The organism is Flagellimonas hadalis (assembly GCF_007785775.2).
Classification (GTDB): domain Bacteria; phylum Bacteroidota; class Bacteroidia; order Flavobacteriales; family Flavobacteriaceae; genus Flagellimonas; species Flagellimonas hadalis.
Genome location: NZ_VNIK02000009.1, coordinates 93,891 through 110,786, shown reverse-complemented (window position 1 = coordinate 110,786; position 16,896 = coordinate 93,891). Strand labels below are relative to the sequence as shown.

At 46.0% G+C, this 16,896-nt stretch carries 16 protein-coding genes; 11 read left to right on the top strand and 5 right to left on the bottom strand.

What is annotated here, in order from left to right; translation table 11 throughout:
• Position 1 precedes the first annotated feature (1 nt).
• The 7 genes from FOT42_RS13460 (at position 2) to FOT42_RS13430 (ending at position 6,954) form a co-directional block, all read left to right on the top strand.
• The gene (locus FOT42_RS13460; RefSeq protein WP_151891069.1) at positions 2-577 is read left to right on the top strand and encodes an anthranilate synthase component II; all 576 of its coding nucleotides are present in this window, start codon (positions 2-4) and stop codon (positions 575-577) included.
• A 176-nt stretch (positions 578-753) separates the two neighbouring features.
• Positions 754-1,749, top strand: coding sequence for an anthranilate phosphoribosyltransferase (gene trpD, locus FOT42_RS13455; protein WP_151891068.1), 996 nt, complete (start codon positions 754-756; stop codon positions 1,747-1,749).
• A complete protein-coding gene (gene trpC, locus FOT42_RS13450) occupies positions 1,746-2,531 on the top strand; it encodes an indole-3-glycerol phosphate synthase TrpC (RefSeq protein WP_151891067.1) in 786 nt (261 codons plus the stop codon). Before trpD ends, trpC begins: the two co-directional genes overlap by 4 nt.
• Before the next feature lie 105 nt (positions 2,532-2,636).
• Entirely contained in the window at positions 2,637-3,341 is a 705-nt protein-coding gene (locus FOT42_RS13445; RefSeq protein WP_151891066.1) for a phosphoribosylanthranilate isomerase, read from the top strand.
• Positions 3,342-3,395: 54 nt separating this feature from the next.
• Entirely contained in the window at positions 3,396-4,577 is a 1,182-nt protein-coding gene (trpB, locus tag FOT42_RS13440; RefSeq protein ID WP_151891065.1) for a tryptophan synthase subunit beta, read from the top strand.
• An 81-nt stretch (positions 4,578-4,658) separates the two neighbouring features.
• Positions 4,659-5,420 carry a tryptophan synthase subunit alpha gene (gene trpA, locus FOT42_RS13435; RefSeq protein WP_151891064.1) on the top strand — a complete coding sequence of 254 codons (762 nt, stop codon included), beginning with the start codon at positions 4,659-4,661 and terminating at the stop codon, positions 5,418-5,420.
• A 34-nt stretch (positions 5,421-5,454) separates the two neighbouring features.
• On the top strand, positions 5,455-6,954 hold the full coding sequence (locus FOT42_RS13430) for a M20/M25/M40 family metallo-hydrolase (protein WP_151891063.1): 1,500 nt from the start codon (positions 5,455-5,457) through the stop codon (positions 6,952-6,954).
• Here the strand turns inward: FOT42_RS13430 and FOT42_RS13425 are convergent.
• The 5 genes from FOT42_RS13425 to FOT42_RS13405 form a co-directional block, all read right to left on the bottom strand.
• A complete protein-coding gene (locus FOT42_RS13425) occupies positions 6,938-7,648 on the bottom strand; it encodes a uracil-DNA glycosylase family protein (RefSeq protein WP_151891062.1) in 711 nt (236 codons plus the stop codon). The two genes, FOT42_RS13430 and FOT42_RS13425, sit on opposite strands and share 17 nt — an antisense overlap.
• A gap of 14 nt (positions 7,649-7,662) precedes the next feature.
• On the bottom strand, positions 7,663-10,209 hold the full coding sequence (locus tag FOT42_RS13420) for a phosphoenolpyruvate carboxylase (RefSeq protein WP_151891061.1): 2,547 nt from the start codon (positions 10,207-10,209) through the stop codon (positions 7,663-7,665).
• 174 nt (positions 10,210-10,383) lie between these two features.
• A complete protein-coding gene (gene yaaA, locus FOT42_RS13415) occupies positions 10,384-11,145 on the bottom strand; it encodes a peroxide stress protein YaaA (RefSeq protein ID WP_151891060.1) in 762 nt (253 codons plus the stop codon).
• Positions 11,146-11,309: 164 nt separating this feature from the next.
• Positions 11,310-12,338, bottom strand: coding sequence for an RluA family pseudouridine synthase (locus FOT42_RS13410; protein WP_151891059.1), 1,029 nt, complete (start codon positions 12,336-12,338; stop codon positions 11,310-11,312).
• Between the two features lie 2 nt (positions 12,339-12,340).
• Positions 12,341-12,928 carry a PASTA domain-containing protein gene (locus tag FOT42_RS13405; protein ID WP_151891058.1) on the bottom strand — a complete coding sequence of 196 codons (588 nt, stop codon included), beginning with the start codon at positions 12,926-12,928 and terminating at the stop codon, positions 12,341-12,343.
• An 80-nt stretch (positions 12,929-13,008) separates the two neighbouring features.
• Between FOT42_RS13405 and FOT42_RS13400 the strand changes: the two genes are divergently transcribed.
• From FOT42_RS13400 to FOT42_RS13385, 4 genes are all read left to right on the top strand, one after another.
• Positions 13,009-13,983, top strand: coding sequence for a D-alanine--D-alanine ligase (locus tag FOT42_RS13400; protein ID WP_151891057.1), 975 nt, complete (start codon positions 13,009-13,011; stop codon positions 13,981-13,983).
• Between the two features lie 32 nt (positions 13,984-14,015).
• Entirely contained in the window at positions 14,016-14,474 is a 459-nt protein-coding gene (gene coaD / locus FOT42_RS13395) for a pantetheine-phosphate adenylyltransferase (RefSeq protein ID WP_151891056.1), read from the top strand.
• 187 nt (positions 14,475-14,661) lie between these two features.
• Complete coding sequence (locus FOT42_RS13390) at positions 14,662-16,491, top strand: PAS domain-containing sensor histidine kinase (protein WP_226789897.1); 1,830 nt, start codon at positions 14,662-14,664, stop codon at positions 16,489-16,491.
• Positions 16,475-16,888, top strand: a complete 414-nt coding sequence (locus FOT42_RS13385; RefSeq protein WP_226789896.1) for a response regulator — start codon at positions 16,475-16,477, stop codon at positions 16,886-16,888. The genes FOT42_RS13390 and FOT42_RS13385 overlap by 17 nt, the downstream gene beginning before the upstream one ends.
• The last annotated feature ends 8 nt before the right edge of the window (positions 16,889-16,896 follow it).

Here is a 16,896-nt window from a genome sequence, read left to right as displayed (position 1 = left end):
CATGGGAAGAAACATTTTAATGATTGACAATTACGATAGCTTCACCTACAATTTGGTGCACTATCTCGAGGACTTGGATGGTGAGGTCACCGTAAAACGGAACGATCAGCTCACTTTGGACGAAGTGGAGCCGTTTGATTACATCGTTTTGTCCCCTGGGCCGGGCATTCCTGATGAAGCCGGGCTGTTGAAGGACATCATCAAAAAATATGCTCCCACCAAACGCATTTTTGGCGTCTGCCTGGGATTACAGGCCATTGGCGAGGTTTTTGGCGGAACTTTGGTGAACCTCGACAAGGTGTACCATGGAGTGGCAACCACCATCACCGTGACCAAGGGCGATCCCATTTTCAAGGGATTGCCCAAAAATCTTCAGGTGGGAAGATATCACTCCTGGGTAGTGGACCCCAATGTGCCCGAAGTACTGGAAATTACTTCCGTAGATGAAAACGGACAGATCATGTCACTTCGGCACAAGGAATATGATGTTACCGCCGTACAGTTTCACCCCGAATCTGTCTTGACCCCGGAAGGAAAACAAATGCTTAAAAATTGGCTCGAAAAGTCAGAAGCATGAAGTCAGGAGTCCGAAGTGAAATATTCCCAAGAATATTTGGATGGAATCCATATTTAGGTTTAAAAAGACATTGCATTGGTCAAAAGGAAAAAGCAGCCCTAAAATGAATATGATCGAAAATCAAGTACTTTAATTCCCCCGATTTCGGACTTCCGACTTCGGATAAAAAAATAGACATGAAAGAGACTTTAAACAAACTGATCAATCACGAAATACTGCCCAAGGAAGAAGCCAAACAGGTGTTGGTGAACATTGCCAAAGGCGATTACAATCCCTCGCAAATAGCCGCATTCCTTACCGTGTATATGATGCGTAGTGTCACCATTGAAGAACTCGAAGGTTTCCGGGATGCCCTTTTGGACCTTTGCCTAGCGGTCGATCTTTCGGATTATGACCCCATCGACCTGTGTGGAACAGGGGGGGATGGCAAGGATACCTTCAACATTTCCACTTTGGCCTCCTTTGTAACGGCCGGAGCAGGAATTCCAGTGACCAAACACGGTAACTATGGGGTTTCCTCCAAATGTGGTAGTAGCAATGTGATGGAATTTTTGGGCATCAAGTTCAGTAATGACCCTGATTTTCTGAAAAAGTCAATAGACGAAGCAGGTATTTGTGTCTTGCACGCGCCCCTCTTCCACCCCGCTATGAAAAATGTGGGGCCCATCCGAAGGGAGCTGGCGGTAAAGACCTTTTTCAATATGTTGGGGCCGATGGTAAATCCTGCTTTTCCCAAAAATCAGATGGTGGGTGTGTTCAATTTGGAATTGGCCCGAATGTATGGCTACCTCTATCAGAACACCGATAAAAAATTCACAGTGTTGCACGCCTTGGACGGCTATGATGAAATTTCGTTGACAGGTGACACCAAGACCATTTCCAACAACTCAGAGTCCATGTTGACCCCTTCGGATTTTGGCGTTTCCAAGATTTCACAGGCTGAAATAACAGGTGGTGAAGACATCGCAGAATCGGCCCAAATATTCTTGGATGTATTGCATGGAAAAGGTACCGAGGCCCAAAACAATGTGGTCTGCGCCAATGCAGGCATCGCCATCGCCACCGTGAAGGGCATTACCCCGAAAGAAGGTTTTGAAAAGGCGAAGGAATCGCTGTTGAGTGGAAAAGGTTTGGAGGCGTTGAGGAGGTTGCAAAAATTGAGTGCCCAATGAACATCCTAGATAAAATAGTAGCCGACAAACGCAAAGAAGTCGATTTGAAAAAATCGTTGATTCCCATTTCCCAATTGGAAACTTCGGTGCTCATGAAACGCACCACGGCTTCTTTGGCGGCAGCATTACGAAAAAGCAATACGGGGATCATTGCCGAACACAAAAGACGATCTCCGTCCAAATCGGTCATCAACCAAAACCTGAACGTGCAGGATGTGGCCAAGGGTTATGCGGATGCAGGCGTTTGTGGCATGTCCGTTTTAACGGACGGAAAATATTTCGGTGGTTCCTTGGACGACTTGGTTTTGGCGAGGGCATCCGTGGACATTCCGCTGTTGCGAAAAGAATTCATCATAGATGAATACCAGATTATGGAGGCCAAGGCCTATGGGGCCGATGTCATTTTGTTGATCGCGGCCATTTTGTCCCGCGAGGAAATCAAGACGCTTTCCGAATCGGCCAAAAGCTTGGGGTTGGAGGTGTTGTTGGAAGTCCACAACGAAGAGGAACTCCAAAAATCCATCATGCCCAGTCTGGATATGTTGGGGGTGAACAACAGAAACCTGAAAACCTTCGAGGTAAGTTTGGATACTAGCAAGACCCTGTCGGAACAGATTCCGGATGATTTTGTGAAAGTGTCCGAAAGCGGCATCAGTACCATTGGGGCCATTCAGGAATTAAAGGAATTCGGGTACCAAGGTTTTCTGATCGGTGAGAATTTTATGAAAACGGATGATCCTGGCGCCAGTGCCAAAATATTTATTGATGGATTAAAAAAATGATGTCACTTCGAAATGAGCGTAGCGATTGAGAAATCTCCGTTTGGATTTCTCACTTTGATTTCGACTGCGCTCAACCTGACAGTTCGAAATGACAAAAATCGAAATATGAAACTAAAAGTTTGCGGCATGAACCATAACCCTATCGAGGTGGCACAAGTGCACCCCGATTATCTGGGTTTTATTTTCTGGGAACCTTCCTCACGGTATTTTGGGGAAGCAATGCCGCAATTGCCGCAATCCATTAAAAAAGTGGGCGTATTTGTGGATGCCCCTTTGGAAGAAGTTCTGGAAAAAGTGGATCACTACGGACTGGACGCCGTGCAGCTGCATGGTAAGGAAAGTCCTGAATATTGTGAAGAATTAAAAACCGATTTTCTGTCATTTCGAGCGCAGTCGAGAAATAAGAAAATTGATACCAAGCTTGAGGTTTCGACTCCGATCGGCCTGACAAATTTGGAAATCATCAAAGTCTTTTCCATCAAGGACGATTTTGATTTTTCCATTTTGAAGGAGTATGAAGAGGTATGCGATTATTTCCTTTTCGACACCAAAGGAAAATTGCCCGGCGGAAATGGGTACACTTTTGATTGGTCCGTTTTGGAACACTATCCATCCACCAAGCCCTTTTTTTTAAGCGGGGGAATTGGATTGGGTTCCGTGGAGAAACTAAAGGAATTTTTGAACAGTCCCGCTTCACGATATTGCTTCGCCATAGATGTGAACAGCAAATTCGAGATTGAACCTGGATTGAAAGACATACCATCGTTAAAAGCGTTCACTAAATCGCTTTCCGAATTTCTAACAGAATAAACAGTCACTTAAAATTGACAACTGTACATTGATAACTGATAATTGTATATTGAAATGAGCTATCACGCTGATGAACGAGGCTATTACGGCGAATTTGGAGGAGCTTTCATCCCCGAAATGTTGTATCCCAATTGTGAGGAGCTACGGCAGAATTACCTAAAGATTATGGCGGAACCTTCCTTTCAGGAAGAATTCCATCAATTGCTGAAGGATTATGTAGGCCGACCCACACCTTTATATTTTGCGGAACGCCTATCCAAAAAGTACAACACCAAGATCTACCTCAAACGGGAAGACCTATGCCATACCGGTGCACACAAGGTCAACAACACCATTGGGCAGATTTTGATGGCCAAACGATTGGGCAAACACCGCATTATTGCAGAGACCGGTGCTGGTCAGCACGGCGTGGCCACAGCGACCGTTTGTGCCCTGATGGGAATTGAGTGTGTGGTGTATATGGGCGAGATTGATATTGCCCGTCAAGCACCCAACGTGGCCCGCATGAAAATGTTGGGTGCTGAGGTACATCCTGCCACATCGGGCAGTAAAACGCTTAAGGATGCCACCAACGAGGCCATCCGTGATTGGATCAACAATCCCGTGGACACGCATTACATTATCGGTTCGGTGGTTGGGCCGCACCCTTACCCTGATATGGTGGCCCGATTTCAATCGGTCATTTCTGAAGAGGTAAAATCCCAATTGTTGGAAAAAGAAGGTCGTGAAAACCCGGATTTTGTAGTCGCCTGTGTAGGTGGCGGCAGTAATGCGGCTGGAGCTTTTTATCATTTCCTGGACACTCCCGAAGTGGGCATCATCGCTGTGGAGGCCGCAGGAAAAGGCATCCATTCCGGGGAAAGTGCCGCAACTTCGGCATTGGGAAAAGTGGGCATCATCCACGGGAGTAAAACCTTGTTGATGCAGACCCCAGACGGACAGATTACCGAACCCTACTCCATTTCCGCAGGATTGGATTATCCCGGTGTGGGACCCTTACATGCGCATTTATACACCTCGGGTAGGGGCGAATTTATTTCCATCACCGATGACGAGGCCATGAAAGCCGGACTGGACCTGTGCAAATTTGAAGGCATCATTCCTGCCATCGAATCCTCTCATGCCTTGGCCATTTTTAAGGACCGAAAGTTTAAGGAAAATGATGTGGTGGTGGTCAACCTTTCCGGTCGTGGAGACAAGGATTTACAGAATTATATTGATTATTTTAAATTATAGATGTGAGACATTAGATATTAGACGCTAGAGTCTCATTTCTCACATCTCACATCTCACATCTCACATCTCACATCTATCTATATGAACAGAATCAAACAAAAACTACAGGAGGACAAGAAAATCCTCTCCATATATTTTACGGCTGGCTATCCTTCCTTGAACGATACGGTAAAGATCATCCAAGATCTGGAAAAAAGTGGCGTGGACCTCATCGAAATCGGTTTGCCCTTTAGTGACCCCTTGGCCGATGGTCCCACCATCCAAGCAAGTTCCACGGCTGCCTTAAAGAATGGGATGACCACCACCTTACTGTTTGAACAATTGAAAGATATCCGTAAAACGGTTTCCATTCCCTTGATTTTGATGGGGTATTTCAATCCTGTTTTGCAATATGGCGTGGAAGCATTCTGTAAAAAGTGTGAGGAAATTGGCATTGACGGACTCATTCTTCCCGATCTCCCCCTTGATGTGTACCTGGCTGAATATGAAACCATCTTCAAAAAGCACGGCTTGATCAACGTGTTCCTCATCACCCCCCAGACCAGTGATGCGCGCATCAATGCCATTGATGAGGCTTCCGAAGGTTTCATCTACATGGTGAGTTCTGCCAGCACCACTGGGGCCAAAGAAGGTTTCGGACCGGAGCAATCCGCTTATTTTGAACGTATTGCATCGATGGATTTGAAAAATCCGCAGATAGTTGGGTTTGGGATCAGCAACGCACAGACCTTTCAACAGGCAACGTCAAAAGCCAAGGGAGCCATCATTGGTTCGGCCTTCATCAAACATTTAACACAAAATGGGGTGGATGGAATCGATGCTTTTGTGGGCCAAATTCGTTAAATTTCAGGTCTGAAAATCAACCCTGATCGTTTCCATGAAAAATACGGCTTCCCTAGTATTCCTATTCTTATCGATTTCCCTTTTTGCCCAAGATGATGTAGCTATAAAATCGCAAGTGGCCAATACCATACAAGAGCTAAAAGAGTTCATCGCCATTCCGAACGATGCGCTGAAGCCGGATGATATTGACAGGAACATCATGTGGCTGAAACGCAAGTTCGGGGAGCGCAATTTCAACACGGCGGTTCTGGAGACTGAAAATCTGCCCCTGTTCTTTGCGGCCACCCCTGTGGACAATGAAAAACCCACCGTCTTGATCTACATGCACCTAGACGGACAATCGGTAGATCCCAGCAAATGGGACCAGCCCGACCCTTATAAAATGGTGCTGAAAGTACCCGAAGATGACAGCTTCAAAATTGTTTCCTTTGATGAATTGGGCGACGACATCAATTACGATTGGCGTTTGTTCGGCCGCTCCACTTCAGATGACAAGTCACCCATCGTTGTATTTTTGAACACCATAGATTTGTTAAAAAAAGACGGAAAGGAAATACCGTTCAATGTGAAAGTGATTTTGGACAGCGAGGAGGAGAAGAGCAGCAAACCCTTGCCCAAAGCGATAAAACAATACCGTGAACTTCTGGAAGCCGACTTTTTGATGATCGTGGACGGTCCCGTGCATGCCACTGGCGCACCGACCATCGTTTATGGTTGTAGGGGCATCACCACACTTTCCCTGACCACCTATGGTCCCATCAAACCACAACATAGTGGACATTATGGGAATTATGCCCCAAACCCGGGGTTCCAATTGGCCCAATTGCTGGCCAGTATGAAGGACGCCGATGGCAAAGTGACCATTCCCGGTTATTATGATGGCATCACCATTGATGAAACCACTAAAAGCATTTTGCAAAGCGTTCCCGATAGTGATGAAGAGATTGCTGAAAAATTACAGTTCAAGTCAGCTGAAAAAGTGGGCGGTTTTTACCAAGAAGCATTGCAATATCCTTCTTTGAACATTCGTGGATTGGGTTCGGGCTGGATCGGGGAAAAGGCCAGGACCATTGTTCCCGAAAGCGCCACCGCCGAACTGGACCTTCGTTTGGTAGTGGAAACCGATGGAAACCGCTTGAAAAAATTGGTGAAGGACCACATTGCCCAGCAGGGTTTCACCGTATTGGACCACGAACCCTCCAAAGAAGAACGCATGCAGTATGACAAAATAGTCACCGTCAAAGAAGGGAGCGTCACCGATGCGTTCCGCACGGAACTGGACAATCCCTATGGTCAATTCTTGACCGAAAACTTGAAAAACACCTTTGGTTCCAACGTGGTACAGATACGCACCATGGGCGGGACGGTGCCGATTGCCCCGTTCATCAATGAACTGAAGATTCCTGCCTTCATCGTTCCAATGGTGAACCCAGACAACAACCAACACAGTCCAAACGAAAATGTGAAGATTGGCCAGTTGGCGTATGGAATTAAAATGTTTTATGGGATTTTGTCCACTAAAGTGAATCCATAAAAAAGTCCCTATACTGCATCACCCTGAAATCCAATGTATTGAATTTAGGGTCTTTGGTTTTGAGGTCTTTATAGGCCTGTAAACTTCCCACTGCGCGGTTGGCAGTGCCAGAAGGAGCGGTCAGGGATATGGTTTTTATGGTTCTCGACTGCGCTCGAACTGACATTGGATTTGAATCAGTTGGTAACTCGAATTGATGGATCCGCGGCACTTCATCATTCACCACATCCAATTTCAAGTTATGTTCCTTCAGCTGTTTCCGAAAGAAATATTCCGGGCCGTTCTTGCTGTTGCCCCCCATAAAGAGAATCGTATGGATGTTCCCATACTTTTTTAGATATCCGACCAAATCCCGAAGCTCCACATTTTGCATCCCCAGATCGGAGGCATCGATTTTGGTCCGTTCGGCACTGGCAACAATATCGCAAACCCCGATCTTATGCTTTCGGAGGAATGTTTCCCGTTGCGAGATGGCCTCAAACGTGGTCTCATACTTCAATCCCAGATCAAAGATACGGTCCAGAATAGGCCAGAGCATGCCATTGCAACTTCCATAGCAGAAATCAACATCTTCCTTTTTAAGATCACCCATAGTGAAGCGAGGTGGTGGCAAGGTGCCCACAATCAATTTGGTGGCTTCCTCCAACAGAAAGGGCTCGTAGGGGTGTATATGTTTGAATGGTTTGGACTCCAAGATTTGTTCCCTGTCTATGCCGAGTTCCTACTGGCGTTGATGTTCCCGTACAGAGAACGTGTCACAATCTTTTCATACAGTTCCTTGAATTTCGAATCCTGGGTGATGTGGTACAGCGCATTCTGCTGGATCACCAACAGCGGCAACACTATTTTTTCCCTGATCTTTACGGATTCCCTGGATACTTCCTCATCTTCCATCAAGATCTTGAGTCCTGAAATCTGGAGGAGCATTTTCTTGGAAAGTTGGAATTCATCATGCAATATATTCCAGAACTCCCCAAACTCGGGGTCATCCTTCATATAACTGGTCAGGTTAAAGTTGGTCTTGGCCAAGGACATCATACTGTTGTGCATCAATGCCCTGAAAAAGGGAACTTCCTTGTACAGTTTCTTGACCTCGTTAAGCCTTCCTTCTTCCTTGAGTTGATGAATGGCCGTCCCTAGACCGAAATATCCCGGCACGTTCTGTTTCAACTGGCTCCAGGATCCCACAAAGGAGATGGCCCTAAGGTCCGACAGGGTGAGCTTTGCCTTGTTGCCCCTCTTGCCCGGTCTACTGCCAATGTTCGCCTTGGTGTAATATTTCAAGGTACTGCGGTGTTCCAAGTACGGAATGAACTTATCATGCTGTTTCAAGGCATCGTACTTGTCAAAACTCAGATCTGAAAGTTCCTCGATCAGTTTGCGCTGCGCGGACGTTATGACAAGTTCCTTCCCGAAGATATTGTTGCTGAGCCCAGCGGTGAGCAACTGTTCGGAGTTGTGCTTGAACTGTTCCTTGGTGCCATAGGTACTGGTTATGGTCTGCCCTTGGATGGTCAATTGGATCTCATGGTTGGCCACATCCTTGGTCTGGGCGGCATAGAACCTGTGGGTCTTGCCCCCTCCCCTTGCCGGTGGTCCTCCCCTTCCGTCAAAGAAAATGGCCTTGATCCCGTTCTTCTTGCAGACCTTGCTCAGTGTTTCCTTGGTCTTCAATATGGACCAGTTGGCCTTCAAGTAGCCCCCATCCTTGGTACCATCTGAAAATCCGAGCATGATGGTATGCATTTCGTTTCGTTTCTCCAAGTGTTTTCGATACTGCGGAATGTCGAAAAGGGTCTGCATGACCGCTTCGGAAGCATCCATCCCCTTCATCGTTTCAAATAAGGGGACAATGTCAAAGGTAATGTCCTTCTCGTCCCAGCCACACCATCTAAACAGTCCGAAGACGAACAATACGGCAAAAATATCCTCGGAATTACTGATGATGTACCGATTGCACCCATCTTCCCCGTTTGTGTTCTGGATTTCCCGTAGCTGTTGGATATTGGCAATGGTATCCTTCACGATTTCGTCATCAAAATCCTTTGGATTTAGTTTGAAGTTTTTCTTGAGCAACAACTTCACCAATTCCTGTTCCTTTAGTTCATCCAAACTTTCTTTGATGATTCCCTGCTTCTTCAGCACGGTTTCCACCACCAATGTATGTTTGCTATGGTCCTGACGGATATCCAACGTGGCAAAATGGGTCTTGAAGATGTGCACCTTGTCCGTGAAACTATCCAAAATATCGAGGTACAATCCGTGGTAATCCGCAATCAGTTTTTCCCTGATGACATCCAGATGGCCAATGATCTCCGCATAAGTTATGGGAACCGTGGGGTCGAACATTGCCTTGTAGAGTTTGTCGCTCAGTTCGGCAAGGTCTTCCTGCATCCCTTTGAAGGTGAGTTTTTTACGAAGTTCCTTCAACTCGTTGTAATAACACTTCATCAAGGTGAGCCTTAGTTCATCGGCCACTTTGCGGGTAATGTCCGCCGTCACAAAAGGATTTCCATCACGGTCACCACCGGGCCAAAAACCCAGTTTGATGATATTGTAATTCTCAAAATCCTCGTCCTTGATATTGCTCTTCACATATTGGTACAACTCACCAACGGCATTGTAATAGGTATTTCGGAGGATGTAGATGATATTCTTGGCCTCATCCAAAGGGGTTGGCTTTTTCGCATTGATCAATGAGGTGAGGCCCAACTGCTGAAGGGTCACGTCAATGTCATATATCCTGTCCTCGTCTATGAGCGAACGCAACTCGGCGATGATGTCCAAAACAGCGGGGGTATAAAATTGGGTGGGGTGCGCCGTCAAAACGATCCGCGCACTGAAGGTGGACAGTTTTTTGGAAACCTTGTCCCAATTCTTGGTCCGGTTCACCAATTCAAAGTAATCCTTGATGGTGAGCGAGTTACTATATTTTTGGAGATGGGGAAAGGCGGAATCCTCCACACTGTCATAAAGTACCACTTGGCGTTCCACGTATTGGATGATGCGGAACATGAAATCCAAGCGTTCCCTTTCGTCCTTGATATTGGCGAAGTTGGTGAAAAAAACCTCCAAAATCTCTTTGGGGTCCTTGCCATCCCTTAGTCCCCTTTCGCACTGATCGAGCAAAACGGGAATGAGGATCCCCACATTTTCAATATTCTTATACGGCAAGCTCAAGAAAAGGCTATTGTATATATTGAACTTGTTGGTGACCGACTTTTTGAACTCTTCTAACCGTCTGGACTGCTGCATGGATTTTTCGGTGTTAGTGTTTGCTATGTTGAACGATGTCCCAAAGATCGTGATTATAGCGCAACCTTTGGGTCAAATTTGAATGTATCACAATTTAGGGCAGGTGTCCCATAAACGTAACAGTACGACCCATTTTTCCAAAACATAGGAAATCTGGTCGTTTTTCCCAAAAAATCAGCGCACAAAAACCGGCTCGTTGGCTTTTTGGGTATGTTCTTGGCTGAACGTATAGCCATCACGGTCAAAACCTTTGATGTCCTCCAAGGTCTTGGCATCGGTATCGAGGATATAGCGCACCATGGATCCCCTTGCTTTTTTGGCAAAAAAGCTGATCACTTTGAGCTTGTCATCTTTCCAATCCTTGAAAATGGGTGTGATCACGGGCACCTTCAGTTTCTTTTCATCAACGGCCCCAAAATATTCGTTGCTGGCCAGGTTGACGAACAGTTCCCCATCTTCCAACTCGGCGTTCAAGTGGTCGGTGAGCTGCTTTTTCCAAAACTCGTGCAGGTTCTTTTTGCGGCCCACTTTCAATTGGGTGCCCATTTCCAACCGATAGGGCTGGATCAGGTCCAAAGGCTTCAAAACTCCATAGAGCCCGGACAAGATCCGGAGCGTGTCCTGCAATTGATCCATTTTTTTTTCTGGGATGGTGTAGGCATCAAGGCCTTGGTACACATCTCCATTGAAGGCATACACGGCCGGCCTTGCATTTTCCGGGGTAAAAGGAGGCTCAAACTCTTGGTTCCGCTCCCAGTTCAATTGTGCCAGATTGTCGGAAATGGACATCAACTTGGAGAGTGCCTTTGGCTTTTTCTTTTTCAGGACCCCGTTCAACTTTTGGGCTTCTTCCAAAAACTGTGGCTGGCTATATTTCGATGTGGGCAATGTCGTTTCAAAATCGAGCGACTTGGCCGGGGATACAACAATTTTCATGTGTTCTAATTTTACTGTTTTAAAAACTTGCCTGAGCTATCTTGATGGTATCAAGAATGGTCATGGCTCATTCCATTTACCTCAATATTTGGTAAAAATAACGAAGGATTTGGTTTCATGGAAAGATACGCAAAAGGTGTTTTCAATCTAAAGATTGAAAGAAACTATGATTCGTGATGCTTGGCATATCCACGCCATTTTTCGATACAGTTCACCATATCTTCGGGCAACTCGGTATCGAACCGCATGAACTCTCCTGTCACGGGATGCTCAAAGCCCAAGGTCTTGGCGTGCAATGCCTGTCTGGGCAATATCTTAAAGGCGTTTTCCACAAACTGTTTGTACTTGGTGAACGTGGTCCCTTTCAATATCTTTTCGCCACCGTAGCGCTCATCATTGAAAAGCGTGTGCCCAATGTATTTCATGTGTACCCGAATCTGGTGGGTCCTGCCCGTTTCCAGTCGGCACGAGATCAGGGTAACATAGCCAAACCGCTCCAGCACCTTGTAATGGGTCACGGCTTCCTTGCCATCTTCCCCATTGGGATAGACCGTCATCTGCAAACGGTTCTTTGGATTTCGCCCAATGTGCCCTTCAACAGTGCCTTCATCTTCTTCCACATTGCCCCAGACCAGTGCCACGTATTCCCGTTCGCTGCTCTTGTCAAAAAATTGTTGGGCCAAATGGGTCATGGCCCTTTCCGTTTTGGCGATGACCAACAATCCTGAGGTATCCTTATCTATTCGGTGCACCAATCCCGGTCTTTCCGAGCTGTTGTTGGGCAAGTTTTCAAAATGATACACCAATGCATTGATGAGGGTCCCGGAGTAATTGCCATGTCCAGGATGGACCACCATTCCCGCTGGCTTGTTCACCACCAAAAGGGAATCGTCCTCATAGACGATGTCCAATGGAATGTTCTCTGGGGTCAACAGAAATTCATAGGGAGGATGCTCAAACATCACCTTGACCTCGTCTCCAGCCTTTACTTTGTAATTTTGCTTCACCGTGGTCCCATTCACCCAAATATGGCCTTGCTTGGCCGCCTGTTGGATCTTGTTACGGGTGGCATTCTCAATAAAGTTCATCAGGAATTTGTCCACACGCAAAGGTTCCTGCCCTTTGGAGGCCACGAACCTATAATGCTCAAAAAGTTCGTCCTGGGAGAGTTCTTGGTTGTCCTCGATGTCCATGATTATTGGGAATCTGCCTGTACACGGGCACTTCCGGGTATCGTTCCATTGCCACAGATCAATTCAACCTTTGAGGTCTTGGGCAGCTTGTCCCCTGGCTTTACATATTTCCCCCTGAACTTCATGTTGTAGACCATGTCCTTGCCCAATTCGTCTATGTAGGTCACCCGTTCCACTTCCAGGCCCACAGCCCTGAGCATGGCCGTTGCATTGCGTTGGGTAACTTGGATGATATCGGGAACACTTACTTTTTTGTACCCAGATGGGTTCACGGTGAAATAGATCTTACGATTGTCCTTTACCTTGTTGCCCGCTGGAGGGTTCTGGGCCAAAATGGAAAATCTTGGATAATCGGGGTTGTATTCGGACGAGTCCAGCACCTGATAGCGCAAACCCGCTTCCTCGACCGCTTTTCGCATTTCTGCCACCGACATTTTTGAAAAATCCGGGACTTCCACGAACTCACCATGGTTGGTCGTGCCCTTGAGCCATTGCAAGGTGGCAAAAACAATCACCATCGCGGCCACAACGGCCAGTCCCAATTGTATGAGGAACGTTTTACTTTTTAAGAACTCCAAAAAATTTTTCATGCGGAAAACCTTATCGGAACAAATATAGGAAAGCCTTCCCTTTTTTCTTTACTTTGGCAAAGCGATATTTTGAAAAGCAGATGAAAAAGAACATTGCCATTATCATGGGCGGCCACTCCAGTGAATACAACATTTCCATCAAGAGCGGCAACGTGGTGCACAAATTTTTGGATACCCAAAAATACAATACCTATCGAATCATTATCAGCAGGGAAAAATGGATCTATCTTGATGCATCCAACCAAGAATTCCCAGTGGACAAGGCAGATTTCAGCATCCAGCCCAATGGCGCCAAGATCCATTTCGATTGTGTTTTCAATGCCATCCATGGGACGCCTGGTGAGGATGGGCTATTGCAGGCCTATTTTGAACTATTGGGCATTCCCCACACTTCTTGCAACCATTACGAATCGGCCCTTACCTTCAACAAAAGGGACTTGTTGAGTACCCTAAAACCCTATGGTGTGCCCTGCGCCACTTCCTATTACCTGAACAAGGGGCAGGCGGTGGATGAGGCGGCCATTGTGGAAAAAGTGGGACTCCCTTGTTTTGTTAAGGCCAATCGGTCCGGCAGCAGCTACGGGATTTCCAAAGTATATCAAAAGGAAGAACTGGCCGGTGCCATAGAGATGGCTTTCAAAGAGGACAGCCAAGTGATCATTGAATCTTTTTTGGACGGCACTGAAGTATCTGTGGGCGTGATCACCCACAATGGAGAAGTGACAGTGCTACCCATTACCGAAATAGTTTCCGAAAACGATTTTTTTGATTTTGAGGCCAAATACATGGGCAAATCACAGGAAATCACGCCTGCTCGCATATCGACTGCACAGGAGGCCAATGTGAGGAAATTGGCAGAATTTATCTATAGAACACTCGGACTGAAAGGCTTTACCCGAAGTGAATTTATATTTATCGGGGATGTGCCCCATCTTTTGGAGGTCAATACCACACCCGGACTTACAGAGGAAAGCCTATTGCCCCAACAAGCCGGCGTAGCTGGAATTTCCTTGAAAACCTTGTTCGATAGTGCCATTGAAGAGGCCTTACGATAGAAAACCGTATTTTTGGATAAAACCTTTCAACCATGAGACGTGCAGTGTTCCCCGGTTCCTTCGATCCTCTTACCCTAGGACATTATGACATCATAAAAAGGGGGGTTACGCTCTTTGATGAGTTGGTGATCGCCATCGGGATCAATGCGGACAAAAAATACATGTTCTCCTTGGAGGAACGCACGAAATTCATTGAGGAGGCCTTCAAGGACGAACCCAAAATCAAGGTGATGACCTATGAGGGAATGACCGTGGATTTCTGTAAAAAAATAGGAGCGACCTTTATTCTGAGGGGGCTTCGCAACCCTGCCGACTTTGAATTTGAAAAGGCCATAGCCCACACCAACCGAAAACTTTCCGAAATAGAGACCGTGTTCTTGTTGACCTCATCAGGCAAATCCTACATTAGCTCTTCCATCGTCAGGGACGTTATTCGCAACGGTGGTGACTATACGGGACTGGTTCCCGACACCGTTGTGGTCAATTTCTGATTCTTTCACTACATATTTTTCTGTCATTTTTGATATTGTCTTTGAAATAACACTACAATATTGACATTTGTCAAGAAAACAACATTTTTAGGGCCTTTCACAACAATAAATGAGCATGCTGATACATTACGCCTATATTGGTCAGAAATTTCTTAAGAGTATAAAGTTTCCCTAACACCCCCGAGTTTTGAAAGCAGTCGAGAGAATTGCACAACACTACTTACTGAAACAATTGCCCAAAGCGACAGCACTTGTTGCTATGGACGGTATAGTTTCGGACGCCTCAGATTCATGGCTGAATATTTTTGGGATAGCCCCAAAGGACAGTACCGGCGTCAATATTTTTTCCCTCTATGGAGAAAGTGATGCCCTAAGGGAAAAACTAATGGAGAGCAGGGCATTTTCCTTAAGACATAGTATTGGGAAAGAGATGGACAAGCGCTGGCTTGAAAGTACCTTTGCTCCCTGGTACGATGAAAAGGAAAATATCATAGGCACCATTATCCAAACCGATGATATCTCTCGAGAGGTAGATAAGGAACGGGAACTGGAGAAGGCTAACCATATCTTAAAGACCAAATCCGAGGTGGCCCAAGTGGGTTGCTGGGAATACACCATCGCCACTGAAGAACTTTTTTGGTGCGATGAAACCAAAAAAATCCATAATGTAGCCCTATCCTACGACCCCAATGTGACCGATGCCATCGCCTTTTACAAACAAGGATATAGTCGCAACAAAATATCGATGTTGATCCACAGCGCAATCCATGAAGGAGCGCCTTTCAATAAAAAATTGATCATACTGACCCAGACCGGTGAAGAAAAATGGGTGAGCGTTGCAGGAAGACCCATTAGTGAAAATGGGAAGATCGTAAAATTGTTCGGGACCATTCAGGACATCAACGAACAGGTCGCGAACGAAACCAAGATCAAGCAGCACCAACAGTTGCTCACCGCCTTGATAGACAACCTCCCTCTGAACGTGTTCGTAAAGGACCTGGATTCCAAAAAGATATTGGTAAACAAGGCCGAATGCGACTATTTGGGAAAAAGCGCCAAGGACCTCATAGGAAAAACAGATTTTGACCTTTACGACAAGGAAGTGGCAAAAATATCAAGGGAGGAGGACCTTGAGGTGATAAGGACGTTGAAACCCATGCTTGGCAAGGAAACCATCAGCATTAAGAAGGATGGACATATCACCTATTTCCTGACATCCAAAATCCCTCTATTTGACCTGGAAGGAAAAATAAGCGGCCTGATCGGTATAGGGATGGACATCACCGCCATGAAGAAAAAGGAGGACCAGTTGAGGAATTTGATCAACATCACCTCTGTCCAGAACAAAAAACTCATCAATTTTGCCCATATCGTATCGCATAACCTACGCTCCCACTCGGCAAACTTTTCCATGTTGCTGAAATTTTTATCGGAAGAAAAGGACGAAGCGGAAAAGGCCCATATCATGACCATGCTCAACCAGGCATCCGACAGTCTGCTGGAGACTTTGGAGAACCTCAACCAGGTGGTGGACATCAATACCAATGTGACCTTGAGCAAACAACCGCTCAACCTGAACGAAAGCATTGCCAACGTGCGTCAAAACCTTTCCGCTTTTCTGGAAAAGAACAAGGTGAAGATCATCAACAACATCCCATTGGACATGGTGGTCTGGAGTGTTCCCGCCTATTTGGACAGTATCATCCTGAACTTGGTGACCAATGCCGTAAAATACAGCAGTCCCGAAAGGAACCCCATCATCACCATGGATGCAAAAAAGAGGGAAAAAACATTAATTTTCAGTGTATCGGACAATGGTATGGGAATAGACCTTGAAAGATACGGTGATAAAATATTTGGTATGTACAAAACGTTCCATAACAGGAAGGACGCCAAAGGCATAGGCCTATATATCATCAAAAACCAGATAGAGGCCATGGGCGGAAGTATAACAGTTAACAGTGAAGTGGACAAAGGTGCTACTTTCAATGTATATTTCAATGAAGAAAGTAAGTAGCATTTTTATTGTGGACGATGACCCCATAACCGTATTTGGCATCAAAAAAGTACTGAAACCTGTGGCGATATGCGATGATGTGCAAATTTTCCAGAATGGAAAAGAAGCCTTTGACGCCCTGAAGGAACGGACCGAGAACGACCAGTGCATTCCCGAAGTGATCTTTTTGGATATCAACATGCCCGTCATGGACGGTTGGGACTTTTTGGAAGAGCTCATCCTCCTGGACATCAAGGAACACATCATTATCAATATGATCACGTCTTCCATTGATCCCTTGGACTATCAAAAGTGGAACGAGTTCAAGGACAAGTGCCCACACACGCTCAATTTCAAGAACAAACCCATCTTCAAAATTGAGACCAGCGATTTGGACAGCATCAACATGGCCTCGTGAACAGATAA

Excerpts from the sequence above, each read along its gene's own strand:
- FOT42_RS13460 (WP_151891069.1), top strand. The coding sequence starts at position 2 with ATGGGAAGAAACATTTTAATGATTGACAATTACGATAGCTTCACCTAC.
- trpD (WP_151891068.1), top strand. The coding sequence starts at position 754 with ATGAAAGAGACTTTAAACAAACTGATCAATCACGAAATACTGCCCAAG.
- trpC (WP_151891067.1), top strand. The coding sequence starts at position 1,746 with ATGAACATCCTAGATAAAATAGTAGCCGACAAACGCAAAGAAGTCGAT.
- FOT42_RS13445 (WP_151891066.1), top strand. The coding sequence starts at position 2,637 with ATGAAACTAAAAGTTTGCGGCATGAACCATAACCCTATCGAGGTGGCA.
- trpB (WP_151891065.1), top strand. The coding sequence starts at position 3,396 with ATGAGCTATCACGCTGATGAACGAGGCTATTACGGCGAATTTGGAGGA.
- trpA (WP_151891064.1), top strand. The coding sequence starts at position 4,659 with ATGAACAGAATCAAACAAAAACTACAGGAGGACAAGAAAATCCTCTCC.
- FOT42_RS13430 (WP_151891063.1), top strand. The coding sequence starts at position 5,455 with ATGAAAAATACGGCTTCCCTAGTATTCCTATTCTTATCGATTTCCCTT.
- FOT42_RS13420 (WP_151891061.1), bottom strand. The coding sequence starts at position 10,209 with ATGCAGCAGTCCAGACGGTTAGAAGAGTTCAAAAAGTCGGTCACCAAC.
- yaaA (WP_151891060.1), bottom strand. The coding sequence starts at position 11,145 with ATGAAAATTGTTGTATCCCCGGCCAAGTCGCTCGATTTTGAAACGACA.
- FOT42_RS13410 (WP_151891059.1), bottom strand. The coding sequence starts at position 12,338 with ATGGACATCGAGGACAACCAAGAACTCTCCCAGGACGAACTTTTTGAG.
- FOT42_RS13405 (WP_151891058.1), bottom strand. The coding sequence starts at position 12,928 with ATGAAAAATTTTTTGGAGTTCTTAAAAAGTAAAACGTTCCTCATACAA.
- FOT42_RS13400 (WP_151891057.1), top strand. The coding sequence starts at position 13,009 with ATGAAAAAGAACATTGCCATTATCATGGGCGGCCACTCCAGTGAATAC.
- coaD (WP_151891056.1), top strand. The coding sequence starts at position 14,016 with ATGAGACGTGCAGTGTTCCCCGGTTCCTTCGATCCTCTTACCCTAGGA.
- FOT42_RS13385 (WP_226789896.1), top strand. The coding sequence starts at position 16,475 with ATGAAGAAAGTAAGTAGCATTTTTATTGTGGACGATGACCCCATAACC.